At 62.5% G+C, this 25,275-nt stretch carries 20 protein-coding genes; 13 read left to right on the top strand and 7 right to left on the bottom strand.

Annotated features, from left to right (window positions below):
* Positions 1 to 123: 123 nt before the first annotated feature.
* Entirely contained in the window at positions 124 to 888 is a 765-nt protein-coding gene (locus Q5H93_RS07390) for a biotin--[acetyl-CoA-carboxylase] ligase (RefSeq protein ID WP_369810993.1), read from the bottom strand.
* Between the two features lie 65 nt (positions 889 to 953).
* Here Q5H93_RS07390 and rsfS point away from each other — a divergent pair, with 65 nt between their 5' ends.
* The 9 genes from rsfS to Q5H93_RS07345 all read left to right on the top strand — a co-directional run bounded on the left by rsfS (position 954) and on the right by Q5H93_RS07345 (position 11,129).
* Positions 954 to 1,340: a ribosome silencing factor gene (rsfS, locus tag Q5H93_RS07385; RefSeq protein WP_305005868.1), complete on the top strand. Its 387-nt coding sequence runs from the start codon at positions 954 to 956 to the stop codon at positions 1,338 to 1,340.
* 122 nt (positions 1,341 to 1,462) lie between these two features.
* Positions 1,463 to 3,586, top strand: coding sequence for an ATP-dependent zinc metalloprotease FtsH (gene ftsH / locus Q5H93_RS07380; protein ID WP_305005867.1), 2,124 nt, complete (start codon positions 1,463 to 1,465; stop codon positions 3,584 to 3,586).
* 91 nt (positions 3,587 to 3,677) lie between these two features.
* Positions 3,678 to 4,319 carry a LutC/YkgG family protein gene (locus Q5H93_RS07375; protein WP_305005866.1) on the top strand — a complete coding sequence of 214 codons (642 nt, stop codon included), beginning with the start codon at positions 3,678 to 3,680 and terminating at the stop codon, positions 4,317 to 4,319.
* 232 nt (positions 4,320 to 4,551) lie between these two features.
* Positions 4,552 to 5,349 (top strand): UDP-2,3-diacylglucosamine diphosphatase, encoded by a 798-nt coding sequence (locus Q5H93_RS07370; RefSeq protein WP_305005865.1) that lies wholly within the window; start codon positions 4,552 to 4,554, stop codon positions 5,347 to 5,349.
* A 34-nt stretch (positions 5,350 to 5,383) separates the two neighbouring features.
* Positions 5,384 to 6,286 (top strand): hypothetical protein, encoded by a 903-nt coding sequence (locus tag Q5H93_RS07365; RefSeq protein WP_305005864.1) that lies wholly within the window; start codon positions 5,384 to 5,386, stop codon positions 6,284 to 6,286.
* Positions 6,287 to 6,627: 341 nt separating this feature from the next.
* Positions 6,628 to 7,794 carry a zinc-dependent alcohol dehydrogenase gene (locus tag Q5H93_RS07360; RefSeq protein ID WP_305005863.1) on the top strand — a complete coding sequence of 389 codons (1,167 nt, stop codon included), beginning with the start codon at positions 6,628 to 6,630 and terminating at the stop codon, positions 7,792 to 7,794.
* 557 nt (positions 7,795 to 8,351) lie between these two features.
* On the top strand, positions 8,352 to 8,648 hold the full coding sequence (locus Q5H93_RS07355) for a hypothetical protein (RefSeq protein ID WP_305005862.1): 297 nt from the start codon (positions 8,352 to 8,354) through the stop codon (positions 8,646 to 8,648).
* Between the two features lie 195 nt (positions 8,649 to 8,843).
* Positions 8,844 to 10,637, top strand: coding sequence for a regulatory iron-sulfur-containing complex subunit RicT (locus Q5H93_RS07350; protein ID WP_305005861.1), 1,794 nt, complete (start codon positions 8,844 to 8,846; stop codon positions 10,635 to 10,637).
* A 3-nt stretch (positions 10,638 to 10,640) separates the two neighbouring features.
* On the top strand, positions 10,641 to 11,129 hold the full coding sequence (locus tag Q5H93_RS07345) for a gliding motility lipoprotein GldH (RefSeq protein ID WP_305005860.1): 489 nt from the start codon (positions 10,641 to 10,643) through the stop codon (positions 11,127 to 11,129).
* Between the two features lie 171 nt (positions 11,130 to 11,300).
* Here the strand turns inward: Q5H93_RS07345 and Q5H93_RS07340 are convergent, their stop codons facing one another.
* Positions 11,301 to 11,495, bottom strand: coding sequence for a cold-shock protein (locus tag Q5H93_RS07340; protein WP_305005859.1), 195 nt, complete (start codon positions 11,493 to 11,495; stop codon positions 11,301 to 11,303).
* A gap of 156 nt (positions 11,496 to 11,651) precedes the next feature.
* Between Q5H93_RS07340 and Q5H93_RS07335 the strand changes: the two genes are divergently transcribed.
* Positions 11,652 to 12,845, top strand: coding sequence for a hypothetical protein (locus Q5H93_RS07335; protein WP_305005858.1), 1,194 nt, complete (start codon positions 11,652 to 11,654; stop codon positions 12,843 to 12,845).
* Between the two features lie 57 nt (positions 12,846 to 12,902).
* Here Q5H93_RS07335 and Q5H93_RS07330 read toward each other — a convergent pair whose 3' ends face one another.
* Entirely contained in the window at positions 12,903 to 13,382 is a 480-nt protein-coding gene (locus tag Q5H93_RS07330; RefSeq protein ID WP_305005857.1) for a GNAT family N-acetyltransferase, read from the bottom strand.
* Between the two features lie 93 nt (positions 13,383 to 13,475).
* Positions 13,476 to 14,447: a hypothetical protein gene (locus tag Q5H93_RS07325; protein WP_305005856.1), complete on the bottom strand. Its 972-nt coding sequence runs from the start codon at positions 14,445 to 14,447 to the stop codon at positions 13,476 to 13,478.
* 120 nt (positions 14,448 to 14,567) lie between these two features.
* On the opposite strand from Q5H93_RS07325, the gene Q5H93_RS07320 reads away from it, so the two are divergent.
* Positions 14,568 to 15,149 (top strand): DinB family protein, encoded by a 582-nt coding sequence (locus tag Q5H93_RS07320; protein ID WP_305005855.1) that lies wholly within the window; start codon positions 14,568 to 14,570, stop codon positions 15,147 to 15,149.
* Between the two features lie 72 nt (positions 15,150 to 15,221).
* Here the strand turns inward: Q5H93_RS07320 and Q5H93_RS07315 are convergent, their stop codons facing one another.
* Positions 15,222 to 15,947, bottom strand: a complete 726-nt coding sequence (locus Q5H93_RS07315; RefSeq protein ID WP_305005854.1) for a porin family protein — start codon at positions 15,945 to 15,947, stop codon at positions 15,222 to 15,224.
* Between the two features lie 228 nt (positions 15,948 to 16,175).
* On the opposite strand from Q5H93_RS07315, the gene Q5H93_RS07310 reads away from it, so the two are divergent.
* Positions 16,176 to 22,493 (top strand): alpha-2-macroglobulin family protein, encoded by a 6,318-nt coding sequence (locus Q5H93_RS07310; RefSeq protein WP_305005853.1) that lies wholly within the window; start codon positions 16,176 to 16,178, stop codon positions 22,491 to 22,493.
* A gap of 176 nt (positions 22,494 to 22,669) precedes the next feature.
* Entirely contained in the window at positions 22,670 to 23,224 is a 555-nt protein-coding gene (locus tag Q5H93_RS07305) for a hypothetical protein (protein ID WP_305005852.1), read from the top strand.
* Between the two features lie 89 nt (positions 23,225 to 23,313).
* Here the strand turns inward: Q5H93_RS07305 and Q5H93_RS07300 are convergent, their stop codons facing one another.
* Both Q5H93_RS07300 and Q5H93_RS07295 read right to left on the bottom strand, forming a co-directional pair.
* Positions 23,314 to 24,555 carry a YCF48-related protein gene (locus Q5H93_RS07300; RefSeq protein ID WP_305005851.1) on the bottom strand — a complete coding sequence of 414 codons (1,242 nt, stop codon included), beginning with the start codon at positions 24,553 to 24,555 and terminating at the stop codon, positions 23,314 to 23,316.
* A gap of 125 nt (positions 24,556 to 24,680) precedes the next feature.
* Entirely contained in the window at positions 24,681 to 25,112 is a 432-nt protein-coding gene (locus Q5H93_RS07295; RefSeq protein WP_305005850.1) for a hypothetical protein, read from the bottom strand.
* Between the last annotated feature and the right edge of the window lie 163 nt (positions 25,113 to 25,275).

Genomic DNA, 25,275 nt, shown 5'->3' with positions numbered 1-25,275 from the left:
GCAAAAAACTTTTAGTGGTTTACGATGAACACTGGTTTTTCGTAGGTCAATGGGCCATAAACCCCGGCCGTCGTTCAAGGTTGTTGCGTAGCCGATGAGTGAATTATCTGCCGAAATTCGTCTTCACACCACGTGCCGAATTTCCTGCATTCCGAATCGGCGCAGCTCCTGGGCGCTAAGGGCTACGGCCAGCCGCCCGTCCTCCTCCACGCCCACAATCTGCCCTTCTACCCGCTGCCCATCCACCTCAAAAAAGTGGGTTTCCTGGTAGCGATAGAGAGCTTTTAAATAATCGGCCCGCAGGGTGCTTATCTGCCCGGCGCGTAGCTGCAGGTAGCGCCGCTCCAGGCATTCGAGCAGGCGGGCGGCCAGCACATCCAGGGCATAGGCGCGGCCGGTGAGCTGGCCCAGCGAGGTGGCCGTGGCGATGGGAAATTGCTGCTGATTGATATTTAAGCCAATTCCGACGATGCTGTGTTGAATCTTTGGGCCGCTAAGGCTGTTTTCAATCAGAATGCCGCCAAACTTCTGGTTGCCAAAATACAGGTCGTTGGGCCACTTCACTTTCAGCTTCGGGTCGGGGCCGAGCAGGGTGCTGGCCCAGTCGTGTACGGCCAGAGCCACGGCCTGGCTCAGCAGGAACTGCTGGCTGGCGGCCAGAAACGTGGGCTGCCAGATAACGGAAAGCGTCAGGTTCTCGCCCGGGGCCACGTGCCACTGGTTGCCGCGCTGGCCCCGGCCCTGGCTTTGGTAACCCGTAATGACGGTGCAGCCGTCGCTGGCCCGGTTTTGGACGAGCAGGGCCTGAGCCTCCGAATTGGTGGACGGACATTCCGGCAACCAAATCAGTTGCCGGCCCGTGAAGAGGGTCTGGGGACTAATAACCACGCCTTTTTCCGTATTTTTAACTAACGTTGCCTTTCGGCTGCAAAGCTCACACCTAACAAGAGAATATGAAAAGCACCCTGGTCCGGCAGGATTCGGACACATTGGCAGATATCGTCGTACGCGGCATGCAGGACAAAAAAGCGTCCGACATCGTGGTGATGAATCTGAAAGACCTCAAGAATTCCATCGCCGATTATTTCATCATCTGCTCGGCGAACTCTGATACCCAAATCGAAGCCATTGCCCGCTCGGTGGAGGAAGAAGTAGAAAAAGCCTCCGGCGAAAGCCCCTGGCAAACCGAAGGCCGCACCAACCGTGAGTGGGTGCTGCTCGACTACGTCGATGTAGTCGTGCACGTTTTCCTGCGTGACCGCCGCAAGTTCTACGCTCTGGAGGAGTTGTGGGGCGACGCCGAAATCAGCTACATCGAAAACGAGGAAGGAGCGCGGTAAAATAATTACGCCCTTCGTGCGTCTTACCGCTGCAAGCGCAAGTGCGCTGGCGGCAGCGAACATTTGCGCCCGACGCGGTGTTGCGCCCCTGGTTTCTGCCTGATTCTAACTATCTATTTTTCATGTCGGATAAAACGCCCAATAAAAAGAAAAAGGCCGGTGGCACCACGCCCAGTCCCCGCCCGGGGATGCAGCTGTGGGCCCTGGCTGGCTTGCTGGTGTTCGTGTTTGGAATAATTGTGACGCGGGGCTTCAACTCCTCGGTCAAAATCAACCAGCAGGACTTCGAAGTGATGCTGCGCGCTGGCGATGTGCGCGATATCACCATCCACAACGAGAAGGACAAGCTGGTAGACGTGACGCTGAAAAAAACAGCCCTCGCCAAACCCGAGTACCGGAACAAAATCGCGCAACGCTCGCCCCTGGGCGTGAGCGGCGACCCGCAGTTCTACTTCCCGGTGGTGGATGCCAAGCTCTTCAAGGAAGATTTGGACCGCATTCAGAAAGAGCTGCCCGAGGCCCAGCGCCTACCGCTGAACATCGACTCGAGCCCTAATTACCTGGATACGCTGACCACACTGGGTTTCTACGGCCTGCTGCTGGTAGGCTTCTGGATTCTGATGCGCCGCATGAGCGGTGGCGGCGGGCCCGGCGGGCAGATTTTCAACATCGGCAAGAGCCGCGCTGCTTTGTTTGAAGGCGGTGATAAGGTGAAAATTACCTTCAAGGACGTGGCCGGGCTGGAAGAAGCCAAGGAGGAGGTACAGGAAATCGTGGAGTTCCTCAAGAACCCTTCGAAATTCACAATCCTCGGCGGTAAAATTCCAAAAGGGGCACTCTTGGTAGGACCTCCCGGCACTGGCAAAACCTTGCTGGCGAAGGCTGTGGCCGGTGAGGCCGATGTGCCGTTCTTCTCGCTCTCGGGCTCCGACTTCGTCGAGATGTTCGTGGGTGTGGGCGCGGCCCGGGTGCGCGACTTGTTTAAGCAAGCCCGCAGCAAAGCGCCGTGCATCATCTTCATCGATGAGATTGACGCCGTGGGCCGGAGCCGGAGCCGCGGCAGCACGCCCGGCGGCAACGACGAGCGCGAAAACACCCTGAACTCGCTGCTGGTGGAGATGGACGGTTTCGGCACCGACTCGGGCGTTATCATCCTGGCTGCCACCAACCGGCCCGATACGCTGGACTCGGCCCTGCTGCGTCCCGGCCGCTTCGACCGTCAAATCAGCATCGACCGGCCCGACATCAACGGCCGCACCGAGATTTTCAACGTGCACCTCAAGCCCCTGACCCTGGGGCCGGATGTGGACGCCAAGAAGCTGTCGGCGCAGACGCCCGGTTTTGCCGGCGCTGAAATTGCCAACGTGTGCAACGAGGCCGCGCTCATCGCCGCCCGCCGCGATAAGAAGTTCATTACTAATCAAGACTTCACCGATGCCATTGACCGCGTAATCGGCGGCCTGGAGAAGAAAAACAAAATCATCAGCCCAGAGGAAAAGAAAATCGTGGCTTACCACGAGGCCGGGCACGCCATCGCGGGCTGGTTTCTGGAGCACGCCGACCCGCTGGTGAAGGTGAGCATTGTGCCGCGCGGCGTGGCCGCGCTGGGCTACGCGCAGTACCTGCCTAAGGAGCAGTTTCTGTACAACGTGGAGCAGATGACCGACGAGATGTGCATGACTTTGGGCGGCCGGGCTGCGGAGGAAATCGTGTTCGGCAAAATCTCGACCGGTGCGCTGAGCGACCTGGAGCGCATCACCAAAACGGCGCAGTCGATGGTGGCTATCTATGGTATGAACCCGAAGCTGGGCAACATCTCGTACTACGACTCGAAAGGGCAGAACGAGTACGGCTTCACCAAGCCTTACTCGGAGGCTACAGCGCAGATTATTGACGAGGAAATCCGCCACATCATCGAGCAGGCCTATATCCGCACCAAGGAGCTGCTGACCGAGCGTCGGCACGAGCTGGAAGTGGTGGCCAAGGAGCTGTTGGAGAAAGAAGTGCTGCTGCAGGACGACCTGGAGCGTCTCGTGGGCAAACGCCCCTTCGATTCGCAGACCACCTACCAGGCCCACATGCACGGCACCGACCGCAGCGAAACCGCCAGCGAAGTGAAAGGCGAGCAAGCCGCCGCCGGCCTGCTCAACGACCTGCCCGAGCTGAAACTGCCCGGCATCGACGACAACCGCCTGGCCCGCCCCGGCTCCGACGTGGAAGCAGGCAGCGCCGTAACGCCGGTATAAATGAGGTGCGGTAAGCTTCAGCTTGCCGTCAAAAAAACCGAAAAGCCAGCCCCATCCGGGCTGGCTTTTTCTTTCCCCGTAATTTTGCCTTATGTCCGAAACTGCCCGCGAGGCCATTCTCACCCGCATCCGCACCGGCCTGGCGCAGCCCGCGCCGCTGCCGCCGCGCCCCGATTTTACGGCCCCCGTGCATCCGCCGCTGGCGGGCGATGATGAGGTGCTGGCCTTTGCCCAGAGCTTTCAGGGGGCAGGCGGAGAGTTTTATTACTGCGAGACGCGGGCGCAGCTGGCGGTGCAGTTGGCGACGTTTCGGGAGCGGCAGCAACTGGGGCGGCCCTTCGTGTGGGAGCCGGCCATGCAGGAAATCCTGCGGGCGGCTGGCGTAGCTTTTCAGGCTGATGAAACCGAATTCCTAGCCCACGCCGACTGGGGGCTGACGTCGTGCGAGGCGCTGGTGGCGCGCACCGGCAGCGTGCTGGTAAGCGCAGCTTCGGCCAGCGGCCGCCGCCTCAGCATCTACCCCGACCAGCACGTGGTGCTGGCCCGCCCCAGCCAGGTGGTAGCTGAAATCGGCGATGCCCTGCGAGTAATGCAGCAGCGGTACGGGACAGCACTGCCGTCGATGGTTTCGCTGACGACGGGGCCGAGCCGCACGGCCGATATTGAGAAAACGCTGGTACTGGGGGCGCACGGTCCACGCCGGATTTCGCTGTTTTTGCTGGAGGATGAATGAACGAAAAGCTCCCCTCCTTGGAAAGGAGGGGATGTTGCGCTGCAAGCGCAACGGGGGTGGTTCGCCCGTCCGCGCCGGCTGGGCTTTTGTTAAATAGTAGAGAATAGAACAAGGAACTACTGCTTTCGTTCTAACGGCGCGGACGGCTCAACCACCCCCGTTCGGCGCTCTTCGCGCCTCACATCCCCTCCTTTCTAAGGAGGCGAGTTGTCGTTCTTCCGTTATTTACTGCATGAAACTGCCTCCGCAACTGCCCGACTTACTCCTGCCGCCGGGCAAGCGTGTTTATTTCGCTTCTGATTTTCACCTCGGGGCGCCGGATGCGGCCAGCTCGCTGGCGCGGGAGCGGCGCATTGTACGCTGGCTAGACATGGTGGCGCAGGATGCGGCGGCTATTTACCTGCTGGGCGACATTTTTGACTTCTGGTTTGAGTACAAGCACGCTATTCCGCGGGGCTTTAGCCGGCTGCAGGGCAAGCTGGCGGAGCTGACCGATGCGGGCCTGCCCATTACCTTCTTTACCGGCAACCACGACATGTGGATGTTCGGCTACTTCACGCAGGAGATGGGTATTCCCATTCTGCGCAACCCGGTGACGCAGCGCATCGGCGACAAGCTGCTGCACATTGGGCACGGCGACGGGTTGGGGCCGGGCGACCACGCCTACAAGCGGGTGCTGAAACCGATGTTCAACAGCAAATTCACGCAGTGGCTGTTTGCCCGGCTGCACCCGAACACGGGCATCGGCATTGCCAACGCCTGGAGTAAGCGCAGCCGGCTGCAGAATGGCGCGGCCGATGCCAATTACTTCGGCGAGGACGAGTGGCTGCTGATTTACTGCCGCGAGCTGGAGGCTGTGCAGCACCACGACTACTACGTATTCGGGCACCGGCACTTGCCGCTCGATGTGGCGGTGGGGCCGGGCAGCCGCTACGTGAATTTGGGAGAATGGGTCAATTATTGTTCTTACGGCGTGTATGATGGCAACGAACTGGCTTTGCGGCATTTTGAGCAGCAGCTTCCCGCGTAGCACGGGGGCGGCAAAGCGGCACCTATGGAGCCTGATGCTACTAACCGCTGGCAGCTATCAGCTAACGGCTAACAAAGTCCAGGCGCAGGTGACGGTGCCCTCGGCGGCCTCGGTGGCGCCGGCGGGCACGGTGGCCCCGCTGGAAGCCCCCAAGCCCAAGCCGGACGTGCTAGGCACGCCCAACGGCAACAGCTGGCGGCTACTGCGCATCATCAAAATACCGAACCCCGGCGCGGCCTCGCTGGACCGGCGCGGGGCGCTGTACCTCACTGATGCCGACAACAACCTGCGCCAGTACGGCGCCGAGGGCCTGCCGCTGAATACCTACTCGCCCCCGCAGCCGGGCCACACGGCGCTGGTGGAAGCCTGGAACGTGACCAACACGCTGGTATTCTACGACGACCGGCAGGAAATTCTGCTGCTCGATAGGTTTCTGGCGCCGCTGTCGCAGCTGCGGCTGGCCGACTACGTGGACGGCATGGTGCGCGTGGCCACGCTGGCGCCCGACAATCAAATCTGGCTGCTCGATGAGAGTAATCTGGTACTGCGCGAATTCGACCCCCAGACCCTGCGGCTGGTGCAGAACACGCCGCTCGACCTCATCATCGGGCGCACGCGGCCGGACTTCCGCTTTATCCGCCAATACCAGAACAACACCTATCTGGTGGACCGCACGACCGGGATTTACGTCTTCGACAACCTCGGAAATTATAAGAAGAAGCTGCCCTTCCTGGGGCTGAGTACGGTGGGATTTAAGGGCGACGAGCTGTACTACGTGAGCAGCGGGGCGCTGCACTTCTTCCACCTCTACAACCTGACGGAGCGCACCGTGGCGCTGCCGGCCACGGTGCCGGCCGAGGGAGTGCGGCAGGTGCTGCTGGGCGAGGGGTATGCGTATGTATTCACGGCGGAGGGGGTGTTGGTGTATCAGCTATAAGGGCAATAGAGCGAGTTGTAAGGGTGGCAGAACGACAAGCTCCCCTCCTTGGAAAGGAGGGGATGTGAGCTGCGCTGAGCAGCGAACGGGGGTGGTTGAACCGGTCGCGCCAATAGAACGACGCAGTAATTCTCTTGAAAGCCCAGGCGGCGCGACCCGGCGAACCACCCCCGTTTTGCCTGCGGCAAAACATCCCCTCCTTTGGCTTCGCCGACCTTTGGTTCCAAGGAGGGGAGCTTGTCGTTCTGCCTTCCCAACCTCAACCCTAGCAACCCCATCCGAAAAGCGGCCGTTAGGCAGGAGAGAAGTTTCTTCTTTCCACTTCCTAACTACTTCTTTTTATGAAAGCATTGGTGATTCACGGGGCCCGCGACGTGCGGGTCGACAACGTGCCCGACCCTAAGATTGAGGATTCGCGCGATGCCATTATCCGGGTGACGAGCACGGCCATTTGCGGGTCCGATTTGCACATCTACAACGGCAGCATTCCGCAGCCCCGGCCCATGACGCTCGGGCACGAGTTTATGGGCATTGTGGAGGAAGTGGGGCGCGGCGTGGGCAACCTCAAGGTGGGCGACCGCGTGGTGGTGCCCTTCCCGGTGGCCTGCGGGCACTGCATGTTTTGCAGCCACGAGATGCCGGGGCACTGCGAAAACTCGAACCCCGAGCACTACGGGCCGGAGGGCGGCCTGCTGACCGAGAAGGGCGGCGCGCTGTTTGGCTACACCGACCTGTATGGCGGCTACGACGGCGGGCAGGCCGAGTTTGTGCGGGTGCCCTACGCCGACTTTGGCCCGCGCAAAGTGCCGGATAACCTGACCGATGAGCAGGTGCTCTTCCTCACTGACATCTTCCCCACCGGCTACTCCGGTATCGACTGGGCCGAGGTGAAGGGCGGTGAAGTCATTGCCATTTTCGGGGCCGGCCCAGTAGGCATCATGGCCGCCAAATCGGCTTGGCTGCGCGGCGCTAAGCGCGTGATTATCGTGGACACCCAGCAGTACCGCCTCGATAAGGCCGCCAAGACGGCCAACGCCGAGGGCATCCTGTGGCAGAGCCACGACCAGGTGGTGGATGAAATCCGGGCTATGACCTTCGGCTACGGCGCCGACGTGTGCGTGGAAGCCGTGGGCTTCGAGCCCGACCGCAACCTGCTCGACCGGGCCAAGGCCGTCATCAACCTCGAAAAAGGCTCCGACAAGGTGCTGACCACCTGCATGAGCGCCGTGCGCCGCGGCGGCTACGTGACGGTGCTCGGCGTGTACTCGTCGCCGTTCGACAACTTCCCCATCCACCAGTTCTTCGACAAGGGTATCATCCTGCGCGGCGGGCAGGCCCCGGCTCACAAGCACATCGACAAGCTGATGGGCCACGTGTCGCGCGGCGAGGTCACGCTCGACGACATCATCACCCATCGCCTGCCCCTGAGCCAGGCGCCCCACGGCTACGACATCTTCCGGCACAAAAAGGACGGCTGCGTGAAAGTGGTGCTGACGCCGGGGAGCTAAGCCGGCGCTTATGGCGTCGTCGGAAGCCCTGGCGGCTTCAACACTGCCACCATTGGTATCAACGGAGGTAAGGTTGGCTTTAATCGAAGCAAAGACGGCGCTGCCGGTAGTAAATCCGACTTCGCCTTTATAGAAAACGGACCCGACTTCTTGAAAGTCGGGTCCGTTTTCTATAAAGTTGGGTCCGGTACTCATAAAGTTGGCCCCGACTTTTATAAAATCGAAGCCGACATTATAAAATTCGGCTCCGACATTGCCAAAGTTGGCTCCGGCTTTAAGTGAAATGGAGCGGAAAGCAGGGCTGCGGACCCGATGGCAGGCTTTTCATGAACGCATCGGGGCGGGAATGACCTTCAATTAGTTAAGGCGCGGGTGGGCAACTAAAAAAATAGGGCTACAGTGTTTGAAGAAATCAAAAAGATAATTAATTTGGCGCCGGATTTATTATCAACTTTAACCACTTTTCACGCATGGCCCACAAACCACGGGTAGAAATACCCAAAAATCCCAACGAGCTTATCAAACTCACCGGTGATATTTACGCCCACCACTAGGAGTTGGGGAACAAGTCGCCCCTGGTCATCCTCGACGAGCCCGACTGGGATGAGATAGGTCCCGAAGTAGCCAAGGCTGCTAAAATACAGAAGGACATCGACAAAATGGAGCGGGATTTGAAAGACCTCTACGGTCAGCGCAACACGCTACTGGAAAAATTCACCAATATCGGCCAGCGCAGCCGCGACACCCTGCTGGGCAAGCACAAGAGCAACCCCGCCGCCCTCGGCCCCTATGGGTTCGATGTAAAAGAGTCGCCGGCGCCCAAGCCGAAGGCAGCCGCCAAACCAAAGGAGTAGGTACTTACCACCAGTGCGATGCCCCGCCCCAGCCCTTGCGGCCGGGGTGGGGCATTTGCTTACGGCCTGCCGTACCGCAGGCTGTTCGGAATGCCAAAACCCAACCACCCCCCAAACGGGTTATCTTTGCTAGATTCCGAACTCATCGCGCGGCCCGGAGAAAGCGCCGCCTCACTCATATAAATTCCCACCCTCGTGGCTTGTTCATCCTGTTCATCTGGCGGCGGCTGCTCTACCGATTCGGTAGGCGGCTGCGGCTCCAAAGGGAGCTGTAGCTCCGGCGGCTGCACCCGCCTAAATGTGTTCGACTGGCTGGCCGACGTGGCCGTGCCCGACTCCTTCGCCGGCTTCGATATCGTCGAAATTCGCTTCAAAGGCGGCCGGAAAGACTTCTTTCGCAATGACCAGCGCCTCAACCTCACCACCGGCGACGCCGTGGTGGTAGAGGCCACCGGCAGCGGCTGGCACCTCGGTCATGTCAGCCTGAAGGGCGAGTTGGTGCGCCTGCAGATGCGCAAAAAGAAAGTCCCCACCGACTCCAAGGAAATCAAGCCCATCCTGCGCATCGCCACCCCCGACGACGAGGAGCGCTGGCAGGCCGTGCGCGACCTGGAAAACGGCACTATGTTCCGCGCCCGCGCCGTGGTAAGCGAGCTGCGCCTCAAAATGAAGCTCTCCGACGTGGAGTACCAGGCCGACCGCACCCGCGCCCTGTTCTACTACTCAGCCGAGGACCGGGTCGATTTCCGTGAGCTCATCCGCCGCCTGGCCGATGAATTCCGGGTGCGCGTGGAGATGCGCCAGATTTCGCTGCGCCAGGAGGCCGGCCGCATCGGCGGCATCGGCATCTGCGGGCGGGAGTTGTGCTGCTCCACCTGGCTCACGGATTTTAAAACCGTGAGCACCACCGCTGCCCGCTACCAGAACCTGAGCCTCAACCCCCAGAAGCTGGCCGGCCAGTGCGGCCGCCTCAAGTGCTGCCTCAACTACGAGCTCGACGCCTACCTCGACGCGCTGAAAGACATTCCCTCGGTGCAGCGCCCGCTGCAAACGGAAAAGGGCGAAGCCTTTTTGCAGAAAACCGACATCTTCCGCCGCCGCATGTGGTTTGCCTTCAAGGGCGACAACAACTGGGTGATGCTCGACACCAGCCGCGTGAAAGAGCTGCTGGAAATGAACAAGCGCGGCGAGAAAATCGACAGCCTGCTGCCGCCCCGCGAGGAAATTCCTGAGCCCGAAGTGTCGGCCATCGTGGAAGGCTCGCTCGACCGCCTCGACGACCAAATCAAGACCAGCAAGCGCAGCAAGCGCAAGAAAAAGGACCGCGACAAGCCCGGCCGCGAAGCCGGCGCCAGCGGCGAAATCCGCGAGCCCAAAGAGACCCGCGAAGGCCGTGAACCCCGCGCCGACCGCCCGGCCCGCGAAGGCCGCGAGCCGCGTGAGCCCCGCGCCGACCGTCCCGCCCGCGAAGGCCGCGAGCCCCGGGAAGGCCGCGAAAACCGCGAGCCCCGCGCCGACCGGCCCAACCGCGAAGGCCGCCCCGAGCGCCGCGACCGCGACGCCCGTCCGGCCACGGTAGTCATTGATACCCCCGGCGGACCCCGCCCCCCCGAGCAGCTCACCAGCCCCGCCGCCGACGAAACTGCCGAACAGCGCGGCCGCCGCGGCGCAGCCGCCCGCCCCAGCAACCGCCGGAGCGGCCGCAGCCGCGATGGTCGGGAAGGCCGCGAGGGCCGCGACGCTAACGCCCCCCGCCCCGAAGGCGCCGCCCCCGAGCCGCGCCCCGAGGGTGGCCGCAACCGCCCCCCGCGCCAGCCCGATGCCACTGCCGCGTCCCGCCCCGAGGGCGAAGCCCGTCCGCCCCGCGAAGGGCGCGAGGGTGGTCGCGATGGCGGCAGCCGCCGCGACCGCGGCCGAGGTGGCCGCCGTGGCGGCCGGAGCAGCGAAGGCGGCACCGGCAATGCAGCTCCTACTCCTCCCAGCGCCTAAGTCATGCGTACTAGTTTCTTCCTAAGCTGGCGGGTGGCCGCCTTCGGGCTACTGGCCGCCAGCCTTATGGCTTGCGACCCCAACCGGGTGTTCGAGCAAAACACGGACTTTCCCAACTACTCCTGGGACGTGCAGCAGAAGCCCAGCTTCACCTTTGCCATTGCCGACACGACGACGCGCTACAACGTGTATTTCAACGTGCGCAACGCGGCCGATTACGGCTTCTACAACCTCTACGTGAAGCATACCCTCACGGGCCCCGGCGGCCGCGTGAAGTCGGCCCTGCTACACCAGATGATACTGCTGGACCCCAAAACCGGCGAGCCCCGCGGCACCGGCACCGGGGATATTTTCGACCACCAGATTCTGGCTTTGCCTAACCAGCAGTTTGCCCAAGCGGGCAATTATACCCTTACGCTGGAGCAGTACATGCGCCAGGACCAGCTGCCGGGACTGATGGCCATCGGGGTGCGGGTGGAGAAGGTGAAGTAAAGCGGTAAAATATAAAAGAACGTCATCCTGAGGCGCAGCCGAAAGGACCTCGCCCGCGCCTCGTGCAGCAGTAATCATCACCGTTTGAACGGTTGAATTTACTGCCACAGAGAAGTGGGCGAGGTCCTTTCGGCTGCGCCTCAGGATGACGTTCTGGTTTTGTCGTTCTACTTACACAATCCGCGTCACATCCACGGCATTGGGGCCTTTCTTGCCGGCCTTGATGTTGAATTCGACCCGGTCGCCCTCCTGAATTTCGTGGATGAGGCCGGTTTGGTGAACGAAGATTTCTTCCTGCGTATCGTCGGCGACGATGAAGCCGAAGCCTTTGGTGTCGTTGAAAAATTTGACGGTGCCAGTAAGCATAGCAACTAAAAGAATGGGTGAAGACGGCAAATAAAAGGCAAAAACCGCGAAGCCGCCGCGCCACCGCCCTAGCGCCTGAACTACACGAACGGGGCCGCGTATAGGAAAGAGGCCCGTAGGTTTCCGGCCGGCCTTCACCGATTCCCCTTGTTTGTCATGCCTACCGAAGAAGAAAAAGACCTCAACACCGAGGCCAACTACATTGCCGGCAACCCCCTCGGCGGCCCGGCCGAAAACACCGCCGCCCGCCCCGTGCCCGCCGTGGGCCAGCCCAGCGCCACCGGCCATGGCAGCGGCCCCGCCGCCCGCCCCGACCCCGCCGACCTGGCTGAAATCCGGAAATCCCAGCCCAGCGAAATTCCCGACCCCAACTTCAACAAGTCGACCCGGGATGTGTACAACGACCAGGCCCACGCCGATAACCAGGCCAGCAGCGCCGACCGCGGCGAGTTTGGCGTGCAGGGGGCGCAGGGTGCGACCCACGGCGGCTTCGGTAATCAGTTTCGCGAAGGCGTGACCGAGCACGGCGGCATTGATAGAAAATACTACGGCGAAGGCGTGGTGCGCGCCGACGGTGGCGACGTGAATGCCTACCAAGCCTACGACGGCCACGACGAGCGGCCCGACGTGCAAGCCTCGCCGGTGGAGCAGGCCGCCGTTATCGACACGCCGCCCGCCGCGCCCGTTTTTGCCCACCAGCCCACCGACGGCCGCGGCAACGACTTCGACAACCGCAACCTGCCCGACCGCACCGATGCCGCTGCCGCCCACCAGAACGACAACGGCTCGGTGGAAGTGCAGGGCGCTGGCTACGCCCCCGACTACGGCCACACCAGCGGCGTGGGCCTGCCCCGCACCGTCGGCCAGCCCCTGGAAACCCCGCCCGCGCCCGGCCGCAACCAAAGCGAAGACCAGCGTTCCTCGCGCGGGGGCTACGACAACCAGGGCAGCGCCGGCGGCGAACACCACGACTCGGCCGGCACCGCGCAGCAGCCGGCCGGTGGCGCCGCCCCCAGTGGCCCCAATGCCCCCCAGGCCCCCCAGGGCGAGGGCTACGGCTACGGCCACCAGCGCAGCGAGCAGCCCAAGCCCTCGGACCCTCACACCGGGGCCGAGCGCCAGGGCAATACCGTCGGTACCAAACTGGCCACTGAGGGCGGCGACACCAGCCAGGGCTACGGCTCCAAAGGCGGCTCCTACAACGATAAAAACCCCGGTGCCCGCCCCGATGCCGACCGCCAAAGCCAGCCCGCTAATGATGCCGCCGCCAGCCCGCCAGCCAGCGACACGGACTATGGCAGCGCCCCGCGCCGCAACGCCGGCCGCGACGACGAGCAGGCGGCTGAGTAACCGCCAAACCAAACCCTCGAAAGAAAAGCCTGCTGCAACTGCATCAGGCTTTTCTGTTTACCGCTGGGCAGGGCGCTGCATATCGTAGCGGTGCAGGCCGGGACCGTATCCGTCGGGAGTGACTTTCGTTACCTGAAAGCCCAGCTTCTCAAAAAATGGGTAGGTATGCTGGGAAGTATCCAGCACCACGGCGTAGCTGGGGTGGTGCGTAGCCGCGAATTGCAGACGATGCTGGAGTAGCGCCCGGCCAGTGCCCTGGTGGTGCAAGTCGTTGCGCACCATGCCCCAGGCCATCGTGAGCAAGGGCTGTTTGAGGTAGATGCCGAGGCCGCCGCAGGCCACGACCTGCCCGGCTACCTCCACCACGAAATATGGCTCGGCCAGGCTTTCGGCATACGCCAGGCGGCCAGCATCCTGCGCATCAAGCCAGCGCGCGAAGCCGGGCAACTCATCAGGCGCGAAGTAGCGCGGCATATTGCTCTCGAAGATGGCCAGGCAGGCGGCGCGGTCGGCGGGGGTGTAAGGGCGAATGGTCATGAGTTATGAGTTAAAAGTTATGAGTTAATAACCTCGCAGTAGAACTAAGTCCGATTTCAACTCATAACTTTTAACTCATAATTCATAACTCACCTACCGGTGCACCTTCACGTCGATATCGTACTGGTAGCGCGGTGGGCCGCCCAGCGGAATGGCGAAGAAGGGCAGGGCCGTATCGTACTGGTCGGTGACGTAGAAAACCAGGTCGTTGGGCGTCTTCAGGTTGGAGGTGAGGCGGAAGTCCAGGCTCAGGCCGTGCTCTTTGTCCACGATGGGTAGCGTACTGTTGGCCCACACGCCATCGCCGCTCACCACACCGGAGTGGCCGTTTTTGGCGATGCTGAAGATGGTCAGCTTCGCCGCGTTGTCCATGTCAAAATTGCTTTGCTTGATGCTCACTACCCGGTCGTTAACGAAAGGGTAGAGGTGCACGGTAGCCTTGCTGCTGGTGGCCGGCAAGCGGAAGCCGTATTTGTACGTAAAGGCATTGCCGCCTTCCACGGGAATGTTCTGCGTGGGGCTGGTGCTGAAAAAGTAGCGGTACAGGTTGCCGTCGTTGCCGCTGAGGCCCTTGGCTATCATTTTGAACACGCGGCCCTTGAATTCGCTCACCGGCTCGCCTTCCAGCGGGTTGAGCGGGCCGAAGGTGAACCACTTGCCGTCGTACTTCGGCTCGTTGCCGAAGGTCTGGCTTTTGATGAGGCGGCCGCTGGGGTTGGGTATGGCGTGGGGCTCGCGGGCGCCCGGACCGCTAAAAGTACCCGCGCCGCCGTAGAGGCTGAACGAGGTGGTAGTGCTGGCCGAGCCCTTGAGGTCGTCGTTCTGGCCGCCACAGTCGGGGTCCCACACCCGGATGTACACCGGCTGGCGCTGGCCTTCAGGTATCAGAAAGAAGAAAGTTTGCGTATAGTCGTCGTCGCCCCAGGTTTTGTCCGACGCTGCGCCGAAAGTGACCAGGCTTTCGACCCGTTCGCCGGGGTTGGGCACGGCCTGGGCTGGTGCCAGCCAAGGCACTAAGCCGAGCCCGGCCAGCAAGCCCAGTCGCGCTGTCCATTCGTTTACCATGCGGCCAAGATACCGGACGGCTGGTAAATATCTCCGGTGTTTGGCCGTTCAGGCCGTTGTTTTGTCCGAAAACCGACCGTTAAATGGTATGTTTACGGTTGGTTAGGTTTCCTTCGAATTATGCCCACAGACGCCCGCGCTACTCCCGAGTTTTTCGACCGCCTCACCGACCAGCTGCTGCTGCTGCGGGTGCAGGCGCAGCAGCACTTCCGTCCCCTCAGCCCCGACGTGCTGAACCGGCGGCCCAGCCCCAGCCGCTGGAGCGTGGGCCAATGCCTTGAACACCTCAATATTGTGGGTGGCCACTACCTGCCCGAAATTGCCGCCCGTCTTAATAAAGCCATGGCAGCAGGTTCCAAACCCGCCGATACGGCCAAGAGCGGTTTCATCGGCCGGCGGCTCATCGAATCGATGCGCCGCCCGGCCGCCGAGCGGGCCCTGACCACGCCCCAGCGCTACGCACCCACCGGCACGCGCCTGCCTCGCACGGTCACGGAAGTGTATAGCCGCCAGCTCGATGAGCTGCTGCGCCTGGTGCTGCTGGCTCGCCAGGTGAATGCCAATATGGTGCGCATCCCCAACCCGCTTATGCCCTTGCTGCGCCTGCGGCTGACGGACCAGCTGGAGTTTCTGGTAGCCCACATTCAGCGCCACGTGCTGCAGGCCGAAGCGGTGCTGAAAGGGTTGGAAGCCAAGGTTTGAGCAGCCATTCAGAAATATAAAAAAGCCGGCCGACCCAAAAGGTCAGCCGGCTTTTTTATAAGCGACAAGCATTTATTTCACGCTGAAGAAATAAGTAGCCGATACCTGAATTACCCGGTTGCGCGCTTTGTAATCATATTCGTCACCATTCTCATTCTGGGGTATCAGGTTGCCGAGCCCCAGGCCATAGCCTACCTGCGCCTGGAACGGACCCTGCCGGTAGCCCAGGCCACCGTTAAGGCCCAGGTCGAGAGCCCGGACGTAGGAATAATCATCCGAGCCTTCCTTATCAGCAAATTTCACCGTTTTGTTTTCGGAGCCGCTGTCGTAAGTAGTGCCGTTAGCGTCCTTTACGGAGTATTTGGATTCAGTTTTGCCGCCCACTCCGTAAGCCAGGTAAGGGCCGGCAAAAACCTGAAAGCCGTTTTCGCCCCCGGTGGTGAATACGAAATTCAGCGGCACTTCCAGATAGTTGAAGCTGGCTTTGGAAGAGAAGGAGGCCGTGTATGTAATACCACCAAAGGTTTCGGTTTCGGTCTGTTCCCGCTTGAAGCCCTTCTGCGAGTACAGCAGCGCGGGCTGGAAGGCAAATTTGTCGGCCAGCCCAATGGTAGCCGCCACCCCAACCTGCACGCCGGCTGAGATTTTTGTGTCGGTATCGCCATCGAGGTCACCGCTGAGCGCAACATCGGCCAGGTTCAGGCCTAGTCGGGGACCGATGCTGAACTGGGCACTGGCCGAATGGGCACCCGCCAGACAGGCCAGGGTGGTTAGAATAGTGTAAAACTTAACTTGCATAAAATGAGTGATGAAAAAAATGCGGGACAAAGCTAAGTCCAAATGGCATAGGCGCAATACCAGGCTTAACTTTTTTATAATTTGACAACTACTAGGAGCGTTATCGGATTCATGCTACCACTCTAGCTATTGCCAAACGATGAACTTTGGCCCGCAGTATGCAATACCGCCCCGGTCCGCATCGTAGAAGGCGTGGCGGCTATCGTTTTTTTGCTTTTATAAGTGCCCATGCGTTATATCCTGTTTGCTCTTTTACTTGTCCTGATGACGTTTAGCAACGACTCGGCCGCCCCGGCCCCGCCGCCCGGCCCCTTCGGGCCGCGCTGGAAAAAGATTGATACCCTGCTTGCTAAAGACCAGACGGCTACCGCCGCGCCGCTGGTGGAAGCCTTGTATCAGGATGCCAAAAAGCAGAACAACGCCCCCGCCTACGTGCGAGCCCTGCTCTACAAAATCAGGCTGTTGCAGCGCAAGGAGGAAGATGCCGACGAAAAAGCCATCAGCCTGCTCGAAAAGGACTTGCAAACGGCTAATTTCCCGGCCCGGCCTATCCTGCACTCGCTGCTGGCCGAGCTTTACACTAATTACTTAAACCAAAACCGCTACCGCCTCTACCAGCGTACCGCCGGGACCAAGCCCCGCCCCGACGATGGCAACACCACTGCCGACGGCGGTACCGGCCTCGCCACCTGGGACCTGGGCCGGCTGGGTGCCACCATCGTGCGGCACTACTACCAATCGGTGGAAGATGAGCCCCAGCGCCAGCTGAAAACCACCCTGGCCGAGCTGGGCGACCTGGCCACCGGCGGCGATGCCGAAGGCCGCGCCCTGCGCCCCTCACTCTACGATTTGCTGGCGCACCGCGCCATTCAGGGGCTGCAAAACCAGGAGCTGTACGTGACCCGGCCCGAGCAGCAATTCCTGCTCACCGAGCCGAAGGTGTTTGGTACAGCTGCCGAGTTTGCCGCCCTGCGCCTGCTGGCCCCGGAGGTCGATTCGCTGAACGGGCAGCTGCACACGCTGCACCTGTTGCAGCGCCTCACGGCCTCGCGCCAGCAACTGGCTCCGCAGAACGTGGCCGCGCTGGCCGATGTGGACTTGCAGCGGCTTGATTACCTGCACGGCATCACGCCGGGGACCGACTTGGCAGAGCTGTATGTGCCAGCGCTGGTGCGCATGGCGGAGACGTATAAGACCCTACCCATCAGCACGGAGTTTACGGCGCGGCGGGTGCAGGCCCTGCACGAAGCGGGGGAAAACGTGGCGGCGGTGGCCCTGGCGAAGGAAGCCGAGAAGGCGTATCCGAAGTCGCGGGGGGCGCAGCGGGCGCGGAGTATTCGGGAGGAAATCGAGCGGCCGGAGCTGGATTTTTCGGCCGCCGACATCGTGACGCCCGGCCAGCCCTGGCGACTCGATGCTACGGCGCTCAACCTGAGTAGCTTACACGCCTGGGCCTACCGCATTACCATGCAGGAGTGGGAGGCTTTTGGACGCTACGATTCGCGGCAACGCACCTTTGCCGAACGTTATGCCCGGGCGTTGAAAAATAAGCCGGTTGCTAACTGGGCGGTGCCGGTACCTGCGCATCCGCTCGATTATAAAACGCAGAAAATAAGCGCAGCGGGCACGGCCCTGCCCGCCGGCTACTACCTGGTGGTGCTGAGCAACCAAGCCGACAAGCCGCTGGAGCAGCGCCCCGGGGCCGCGACCAGCTACGCCGTGCTGGGCGCCAGCGAGCTAAGCGCCGTGCACCGCCGCGAGGCCGACACCGGCGCGCCGCAGCTGCTGGTGCTACACCGGCAGAGCGGGGCGCCGCTGGCGGGCGTATCGGCGCGGGCCAGCTACCAGTATTACGACCGTAAAAAGCAAGACTACGTCAGCCGCCCGAGCGACATCCTGAAAACCAACCCCGGCGGCGAAGTGCAGCTGCCGGCCCCCGCCAGCACCAACGACAACCGCGAGCAGCTGCAGGCCGTGCGCATCTGGCGCGGCACCGATACGCTGCTGGTGGCGGGCGTGAACGGCTACTACTACCCCGGCCGCCCGGGACTGGAGCCCACGCAGCGCCGCACGTTTATGTTTACCGACCGCGCCATTTACCGGCCGGGGCAAACGCTGTATTTCAAGGGGGTACTGGCGCAGCACGTCAATGAAAAAAGCACGCTGCTGACTGGCCAGCCGGTGAGCGTGCGCTTGCAGGATGTGAACGGCCAGACCGTGCAGACGCTGACCTTCACCACGTCGGAGTTCGGCTCGTTTCATGGCTCGCTGGTGCTGCCCACCAGCCTGCTCAATGGCGAAATGAGCTTGCAAACCGACGACGGCAGCGTGAGCTTCGCCGTGGAAGATTACAAGCGGCCTACCTTCGCCGTGACCTTCGAGCCGGTGACGGGCACGCCCGCCCTGGGCCAGCCGCTGACGCTACGCGGCCAGGCCAAAGCCTACGCCGGGCAAGCCACCGACGGCGCCACAGTGAGCTACCGCGTCACGCGCCGCGAGCTGATGCTGTACTTCGGCTACGGCGGGCGCTTCGTGCCCGGTGGGGGCGGGGCCGGCAGCCAGGAAATTGCGCACGGCACCACCCAGACCGATGCCGAAGGCCGCTTCACTATCACCTTCACGCCGCCGGTGGTGCCCAAAACGGGCAAGCGCCGCTGGGAGTCCACGTACATTTTTGAAATCACGGCCGACGTGACCGACGCGGCGGGCGAAACCCGCACCGGCACCCAAAGCCTGACCATCGGCAAAGACCTCATCAGCCTGCGGCTGGAAGGGCCGGATAAGGCCGACAAGCAGGCGCTGGAGGCGTTTAAGCTATTCAGCACCAATGCCACCGGCGAGCCGACGCCCGCCACCGGCACCCTGCGCCTGCTGGAGCGCAGCTACCGCCCGCTGCCGCCCGGCGTGCCCGGTCCGGTGCCTGAAAACGAGGAGAATGAAGCCAGGCCGCGCCTGGTGCAGGAGCTGCCCTTCGATACCAAAAACGGCCCCGCGCTGCCCAACCTGCAGGCCGCGCTGGCGGGCCTGCCCACCGGCCGTTACCAGCTCAAAGCCCGCGTGGCGGGCCAGGATTCGGCGCAGGCGCAGCTGGATTTCGTGCTCTACGACTCGAAGGCCAGCCAGATTCCCTATGCCACGCCCGACTGGGTGCTGGTGCCCGCCGACAGCGTGCGCCCCGGCCAGCCCGCCACCCTGCTGCTAGGCAGTAGCGAAACCGATGCCCGCGTGCTGCTGGAAGTGGAGCGCGGCGGCCAGCTGCTGCAAAAGGAATGGCTGACCCTGACGGCCGGCCAGCAACAGCGGTTGGAAGTAGCCAGCGGCCCGGCCACGGCGCGGGGCCCGCTCTACATCCACACCACGCAGGTACGCGACAACCACCTCTACCACCACACGGCTACCGTGCAGGTGGCCGAGCCGCCGCAGCCGCTGAAGCTATCCATCAATACCTTCCGCGACAAGCTGCAGCCCGGCCAGAAGGAAACCTGGCGCGTGACCATCCACCAAGCCGACGGCAAGCCCGCCGATGCCGAGCTGCTGGCCACGCTCTATGACCAGAGCCTTGACGTGTTCCGTCAGCATGGGCTGATGGGGCTGGATTTTGGCGGCAGTTATTACCCTTCGCGGTTTGAATGGGCGGGGAATTTTGGGGAGCTGGATGGGCAGAGTTTGTTCAGCCCACCTTATTCGGGCGTGAGCGAACTGGAGTATCCGATGCTGAATAATTGGCTTGGTGGAGGAAACATTATCCATGGAAAGCTCCTGAGTCGAAGCAAGAGGTCGTTGGGCTATTCTAACGCTGTCGTGGTGCAGGATAGTAACGCCGATATGGCGATGATGGCCGCGCCCGCTCCGGCAATGGCCGCTGCGCCTAGTGGAATGGCGCTAAAAGAAGTTGCTATCGCAGGCAACGCCACCCCGCCCCCGCCGCCCCCCGCCCCGCCCAAAGCCGACCTCAGCGGCATCGTGGCGCGCTCCGATTTCCGCGAAACGGCCCTGTGGCAGCCGGCCCTGCGCACCGATAAGAACGGCGACGTGGTGCTCGAATTCCAGATGCCGGAGGCCGTGACGCGCTGGCAGCTGCTGACCCTGGCCCACGACAAAAACCTGCGCACCGGCCGCCTGGCCCGGCAGCTCGTCACGCAAAAGCAAATTCAGATTACGCCCAACGCGCCGCGCTTTTTCCGGCAGGGCGACTCGTTCACCTTCCAGGCCAAATTCTCGAACCTGACCGACGCGGCGGTGAGCGGCACGGCCCAGCTGTTTCTGCTCGATGCGGCCACGGGGCAGGACATTACCAGCCAACTGCTGAAAGGCAACGCCCAGCAAGCCGTGGCGGCCAACGGTCAGCAGAGCGCGGCCGTGAGCTGGGAGATTGCGCTGCCGGGTGACTTCGCGCCGGCCGCCGTGACTTACCGCGTGGTGGCGCAGACCGACGGAGGTACTTCGGCGGACCCCAAAGGCACTAAAAAGGAGCAGCGACGAGCTAAAAAGCACCTCGGAGCTCCTAATAAGGACCTCGAAGGAGCAAAAACTACCCTCGGAGGACCTACTTCGGACCTCAAAGCTCCAATAACTACCCTTACAGGTGCAAAAACTACCCTCGGGGGTAGTTATTCGGACCTCGGAGGTACGAATACTACCTTCACCGACGGCGAGGAAAACACCCTGCCCGTCCTCCCCAACCGCATTCTCGTCACCGAAAGCCTGCCCCTCCCCATCGTGGGCCCGGCCACGCGCGACTTCGACCTGACCAAGCTCAGCAGCACCAGCAGCCCCACCCGCCGCAACCAGAGCCTGACGCTGGAAATGACCAGCAACCCTGCCTGGTACGCCGTGCAGAGCCTGCCCTACCTCATGGAGTACCCCTACGAGTGCTCGGAGCAGGTATTCAGCCGCCTCTACGCCAACCTGCTGGCCGCCCAGATTCTGAAGTCGAACCCGCGCTTCAAAACCGTGCTGGTCGAGTGGAACCGCCAGGCCCAGAACGGCACCGCCGCCCAGAAAAACGCCCTCGAAAGCAAGCTGGCCCAGAACCAGGAGCTCAAAAACCTGCTGCTCCAGGAAACACCCTGGGTGCGCGACGCCCAGGGCGAAACCGAGCGCCTGGCCCGCCTCAGCACCTTGTTTGACGAAGTGCGGCTGCGCGCCGAAACCACCGCCGCCCTAGCCAAGCTCCAGCGCATGCAGCTCGGCAGCGGCGCCTTCCCGTGGTTCGAGAAAATGCCCGACGACCGCTACATCACCCAGCTCATCGTGGCGGGTTTTGGCAAGCTGAAAAAGCTGGGCGCCTTCGATGCCGAGCAGGACGACGTGGCCCGCAACATCCTGCAGGACGCCCAGCGCTACCTCGACAACGCCCTGGCCCGCGACTACGCCGAGCTGCGCAAAATCAAAGGCATCAAGCTGGCCGAGCAGCACATTGGCGACCTGCACATTCAGGCGCTCTACGCCCGCAGCTTCTGGACCGCGCCCATCCCGGCCAGCGCCAAACCGGCCTACGATTACTACCGCGGCCAGGCCGCTACCTACTGGCCCGCCCAGACGCGCTACCTGCAGGCCCAGACGGCCCTGCTGCTTTTCCGCGCCAACGCCAACCAAAGGTCAGCGTCAGCTAAGGCCCCGGCCGCTCAGGACATCCTGCGCGCCCTCTCGGAAAACGCCCTGCACTCGCCCGAGCTGGGCATGTACTGGAAGGAAGTGCGCGGCGGCTACTACTGGCGCGAGGCCCCCACCGAAACCCAGGCCACGCTCATCGAAGCCTTCCACGAAGTGAAAGCCGACCAGAAATCGGTGGATGAGATGAAGCTCTGGCTGCTCAAGCAGAAGCAAACCCACAGCTGGGAAAGCACCCGCGCCACCGCCGACGCCTGCTACGCCCTGCTGCTACGCGGCTCCGACTGGCTCACGCCCAGCCAGCCCCTGCAAATAACGGTGGGCGGCGAAACCGTGCGCCCCGAAGCCGCCCAGGCCGGCACCGGCTACTTCAAAACCACCTGGGCCGCCGCCGAAATCAAGCCCGCGCAAGGCAAGGTGCGGGTGCAGAAAACCGACGCCGGCGTAGCCTGGGGCGCTTTGTACTGGCAGTATTTCGAGGACCTCGACAAGATTACGCCCGCCGCCACGCCCCTCAGCCTCACCCGCGAGCTCTACCGCGAAACCCGCACCGCCGCCGGCCCGCAGCTCGAAAAGCTCACCGCCACTTCGCCCCTGAAAGTGGGCGACGCGCTGGTAGTGCGCCTGGTGCTGCGCACCGACCGCGAGCTGGAGTACGTGCATCTCAAGGACCAGCGCGCCGCCGGCCTCGAGCCCATCGCCCAGACCAGCGGCTACCGCTACCAGAATGGGCTGGGGTATTATGAGAGTCCGCGTGATGCGGCGACCAACTTCTTCCTGAGCGCGGTGCCGCGCGGTACGCACGTGTTTGAGTACCGTTTGCGGGCCAGCCAGGCCGGTGATTTCTCGGGTGGCCTGAGCCAGGTGCAGTGTTTGTACGCGCCGGAGTTTGGGTCGCACTCGGCCGGTGGCAGGCTGACGATTGGGCGATAGAACGTGTACCCCGAACCGAAGGTCGGGGTACACGTTCTTGTAGCCATTGGCCGTCTGAAAACTGCCACTCACCGGTGATAAAATTGCACTCACCGGGGAGAATCAGGCTCAATCTTGGATTCCGGCGAGGTGAGGGCTAGCTTTGTAGCTTCGACCGTGCCATATAATATTCCGAAATGAAGCAATTGCTGGCCCTGTTTGCCATAATTCTGACTGTGAGTAGCGCCCACGCCCAAGCCGATAAAACGCCCGCCGTCACCAAGTTGCCGGGCGAAGAAAAGCTCAGCATCCGCGAGCGCGCTGAGCGCGACTTTCTGATGCCCGTGCGTCGCAAGCAAATCGCGGCCGACGCACCGAAGGCCGCCAACGAAGACATCACCGCCTCGCCCGAGACGGATGCCAACAACGTGACGGCCCACGCCAACGCCCCCGTTACTGACGAGGTGCGAACGGTGGAGGAAGCGGCTGCCCCGGCCCGCGACACCCGCATCGTGCACAGCACCCGGGCCCACGCGGCCCGCCGCGTGCACCACACCACGCGCAGCACGCACGCCAAATCGAGCAGCAAGAAGCATAGCACCCACAGCAGCAAGAAAAGCAGCTCCAAAGCGCACTCGAAATCGAGCAGCAAAAAGAGCAGCACGAAAAAGGCCAGCAGCAAGAAAAGCAGCGCCCACAAGAGCAGCAAATCGTCATCGGCGAAGAAAAGCAGCCACAAGCGCCGCCGCTAGCCGGTAGCAGCAGCCAATAAGAAGGCCCGGTAGCACACGCTACCGGGCCTTTTGCTTGTCGGGGCGGGAGCAGTCCCGCCCCTGCATAGTTATTTCACCATCAGCTTCTGCTGCGTGGCATATTGCCCGGCTTCGATGCGCAGCACATAGAGGCCGGCGGGCAAGCTGGCAGTAAGCAATGCAGAAGCCGTAGCAGCCCTCAACGGCTGGCGGAGCACCACGCGGCCATCGGCGGCCAGCAGGGTGGCCTGGCCGCTGAGGCTGGCGGGCAGCGGCGGCAGCTGCACGGCGGTGGTGGCAGGGTTTGGATAAGCCACCAGGCCTGCCAGCGGACCGGCTGGTTTGATGGCCATTGGGTTCGTAAACTTCAACACGCGCGGGCCAGCGCCGGCATCGCTGCCCACGGCGTAGCCCACGGTGGGTGCGGGAAAATACACGTTGGCGTAGGTGTCGTCGGTGTTCGTGCCCTGGGCGGTCCAAGTCTGGCCGCCGTCGGTGGTGTATTGGATGTTGCCGGTGTCGCCCACGCCGTAGCCGGTGCTGGGGCCCACGAAGTGCATGCCATAGAACGAGCCGAAATTGTTCTGGCCGGCCAACGTCCAGGTCTGGCCGCCATCGGTGGTGCGGAAGAGGCGGCGGTTCACGTCGGCCACGTAGCCGTGTTGCGCGGTGGGGAAGGCCACGGCCGCCGCTGGGCCCACCGCCGTGCCGCCCGCCACCAGGTTGGGCAGCAGCGTCCAGGTAGCGCCGCCATCGGTGGTTTTCACTACCTGGGTGGTGCCGCCCATTGAGCCCGCGTAGCCGCCCACGGCGTAGCCGAGGCTGGGCGTCACGAATTCCAGGAAGCGGAAGGTAAAGATGGGCAGGGCGCCATTGTAGGTGTAGGCCACGGTCCAGGTTTGTCCGCCGTTGGTGGTGCGGAAAATCTGGTCGCCCTGCGTCACCAGCGCCCGGCGGCTGCTGTGGCTATATACGCCGTTGACCGACGCGCCGTTGTTGGCCAAATCGTGGCGCTGCCAGCTGGCGCCGCCATCCACGGTGCGAATAACCACGCCGACGTTGCCCACCACGTAGCCCGAGTCGGCCGACGAGAAATGCACGTCGCGCAGGCTGCTCGGCACGCCCGAGGGGAGGCTGGCCCAGGTCTGGCCGCCGTTCATGGTTTTCAGCAGCCCGCCGACGGCCGCCGAGGCGTAGCCGTGGCTGGCATCGGTAAAATGCACGTCGGTAAGCGCAAACAGGCCGGCGGGCGGACGCTGGGTGGTCCAGGTTTGGGCCGGGGCGGCGGTGGCGGATACGGCCAGCGAAAGCAGAAGTAAAAAGCGACGCATTGCAGAAAGGGAATCGTTCGGTGTTGTTGACTGGCGGCGGCCCGAAACCGTTGCCTGCTCCGCAAAAAAAATCCCCGGCCGTGGGCGGGCCGGGGATTGATTACGGAACCTATGCAGCCCGGCCGCTATTGCTCGGCCGTCGCTAGCAGGTTTTGCGTCTGGCGCGTGGCCATTTCGCGCACGGCGGCCGTGGCGCCGTGGTTTTGCACCTGCACGGTGTAGCGGTAGCGCTCGGGGCCAGCCTTGAGCAGGATGCTGTACTGGCCATCGGGCAGATTGCGGAAGTTGAGCCGGCAGCCGTAGGCGGCATCGCGAAAGGTGGTGCTATGCAGCACCTGGCCGCTGGCCTGCCGCACCACCGACAGCTGGCTGCGCTGCTGCGCAGGGTTGTCGATGCGCAGACGCAGGTTGGTGGCATCGACCTGGGCGATGCGCACGGGCGGGGCCGTTTGGGCCGCAGCATTGTGGGCGAAACCCAGGCTGGCGACGGCCAGCAAACCCAGGCAACGGGCCGGGGTGAGGAGCGAAATGAGGCGGAAGGTGAAGGAAGCTTTCATGGGGTAATGAAGTGAGAGAGTTGGAAAAAACGGGTTAATTAAGAGTTGCTGAAAGCCGGCAGATGCGGCGAGCTGACGAAAAGTTGTCCGGCTGGTAACTGTATGTTTCTGAACAGTCAGGTCGCTGGGTGTCTGATGAAATTCAGAAGTTGTGCCAGTTTTT

This window comes from Hymenobacter aranciens (assembly GCF_030580865.1).
Classification (GTDB): domain Bacteria; phylum Bacteroidota; class Bacteroidia; order Cytophagales; family Hymenobacteraceae; genus Hymenobacter; species Hymenobacter aranciens.
Note: the sequence above shows the minus strand (reverse complement) of the source record. Positions and strands in the feature narration are given on the sequence as shown.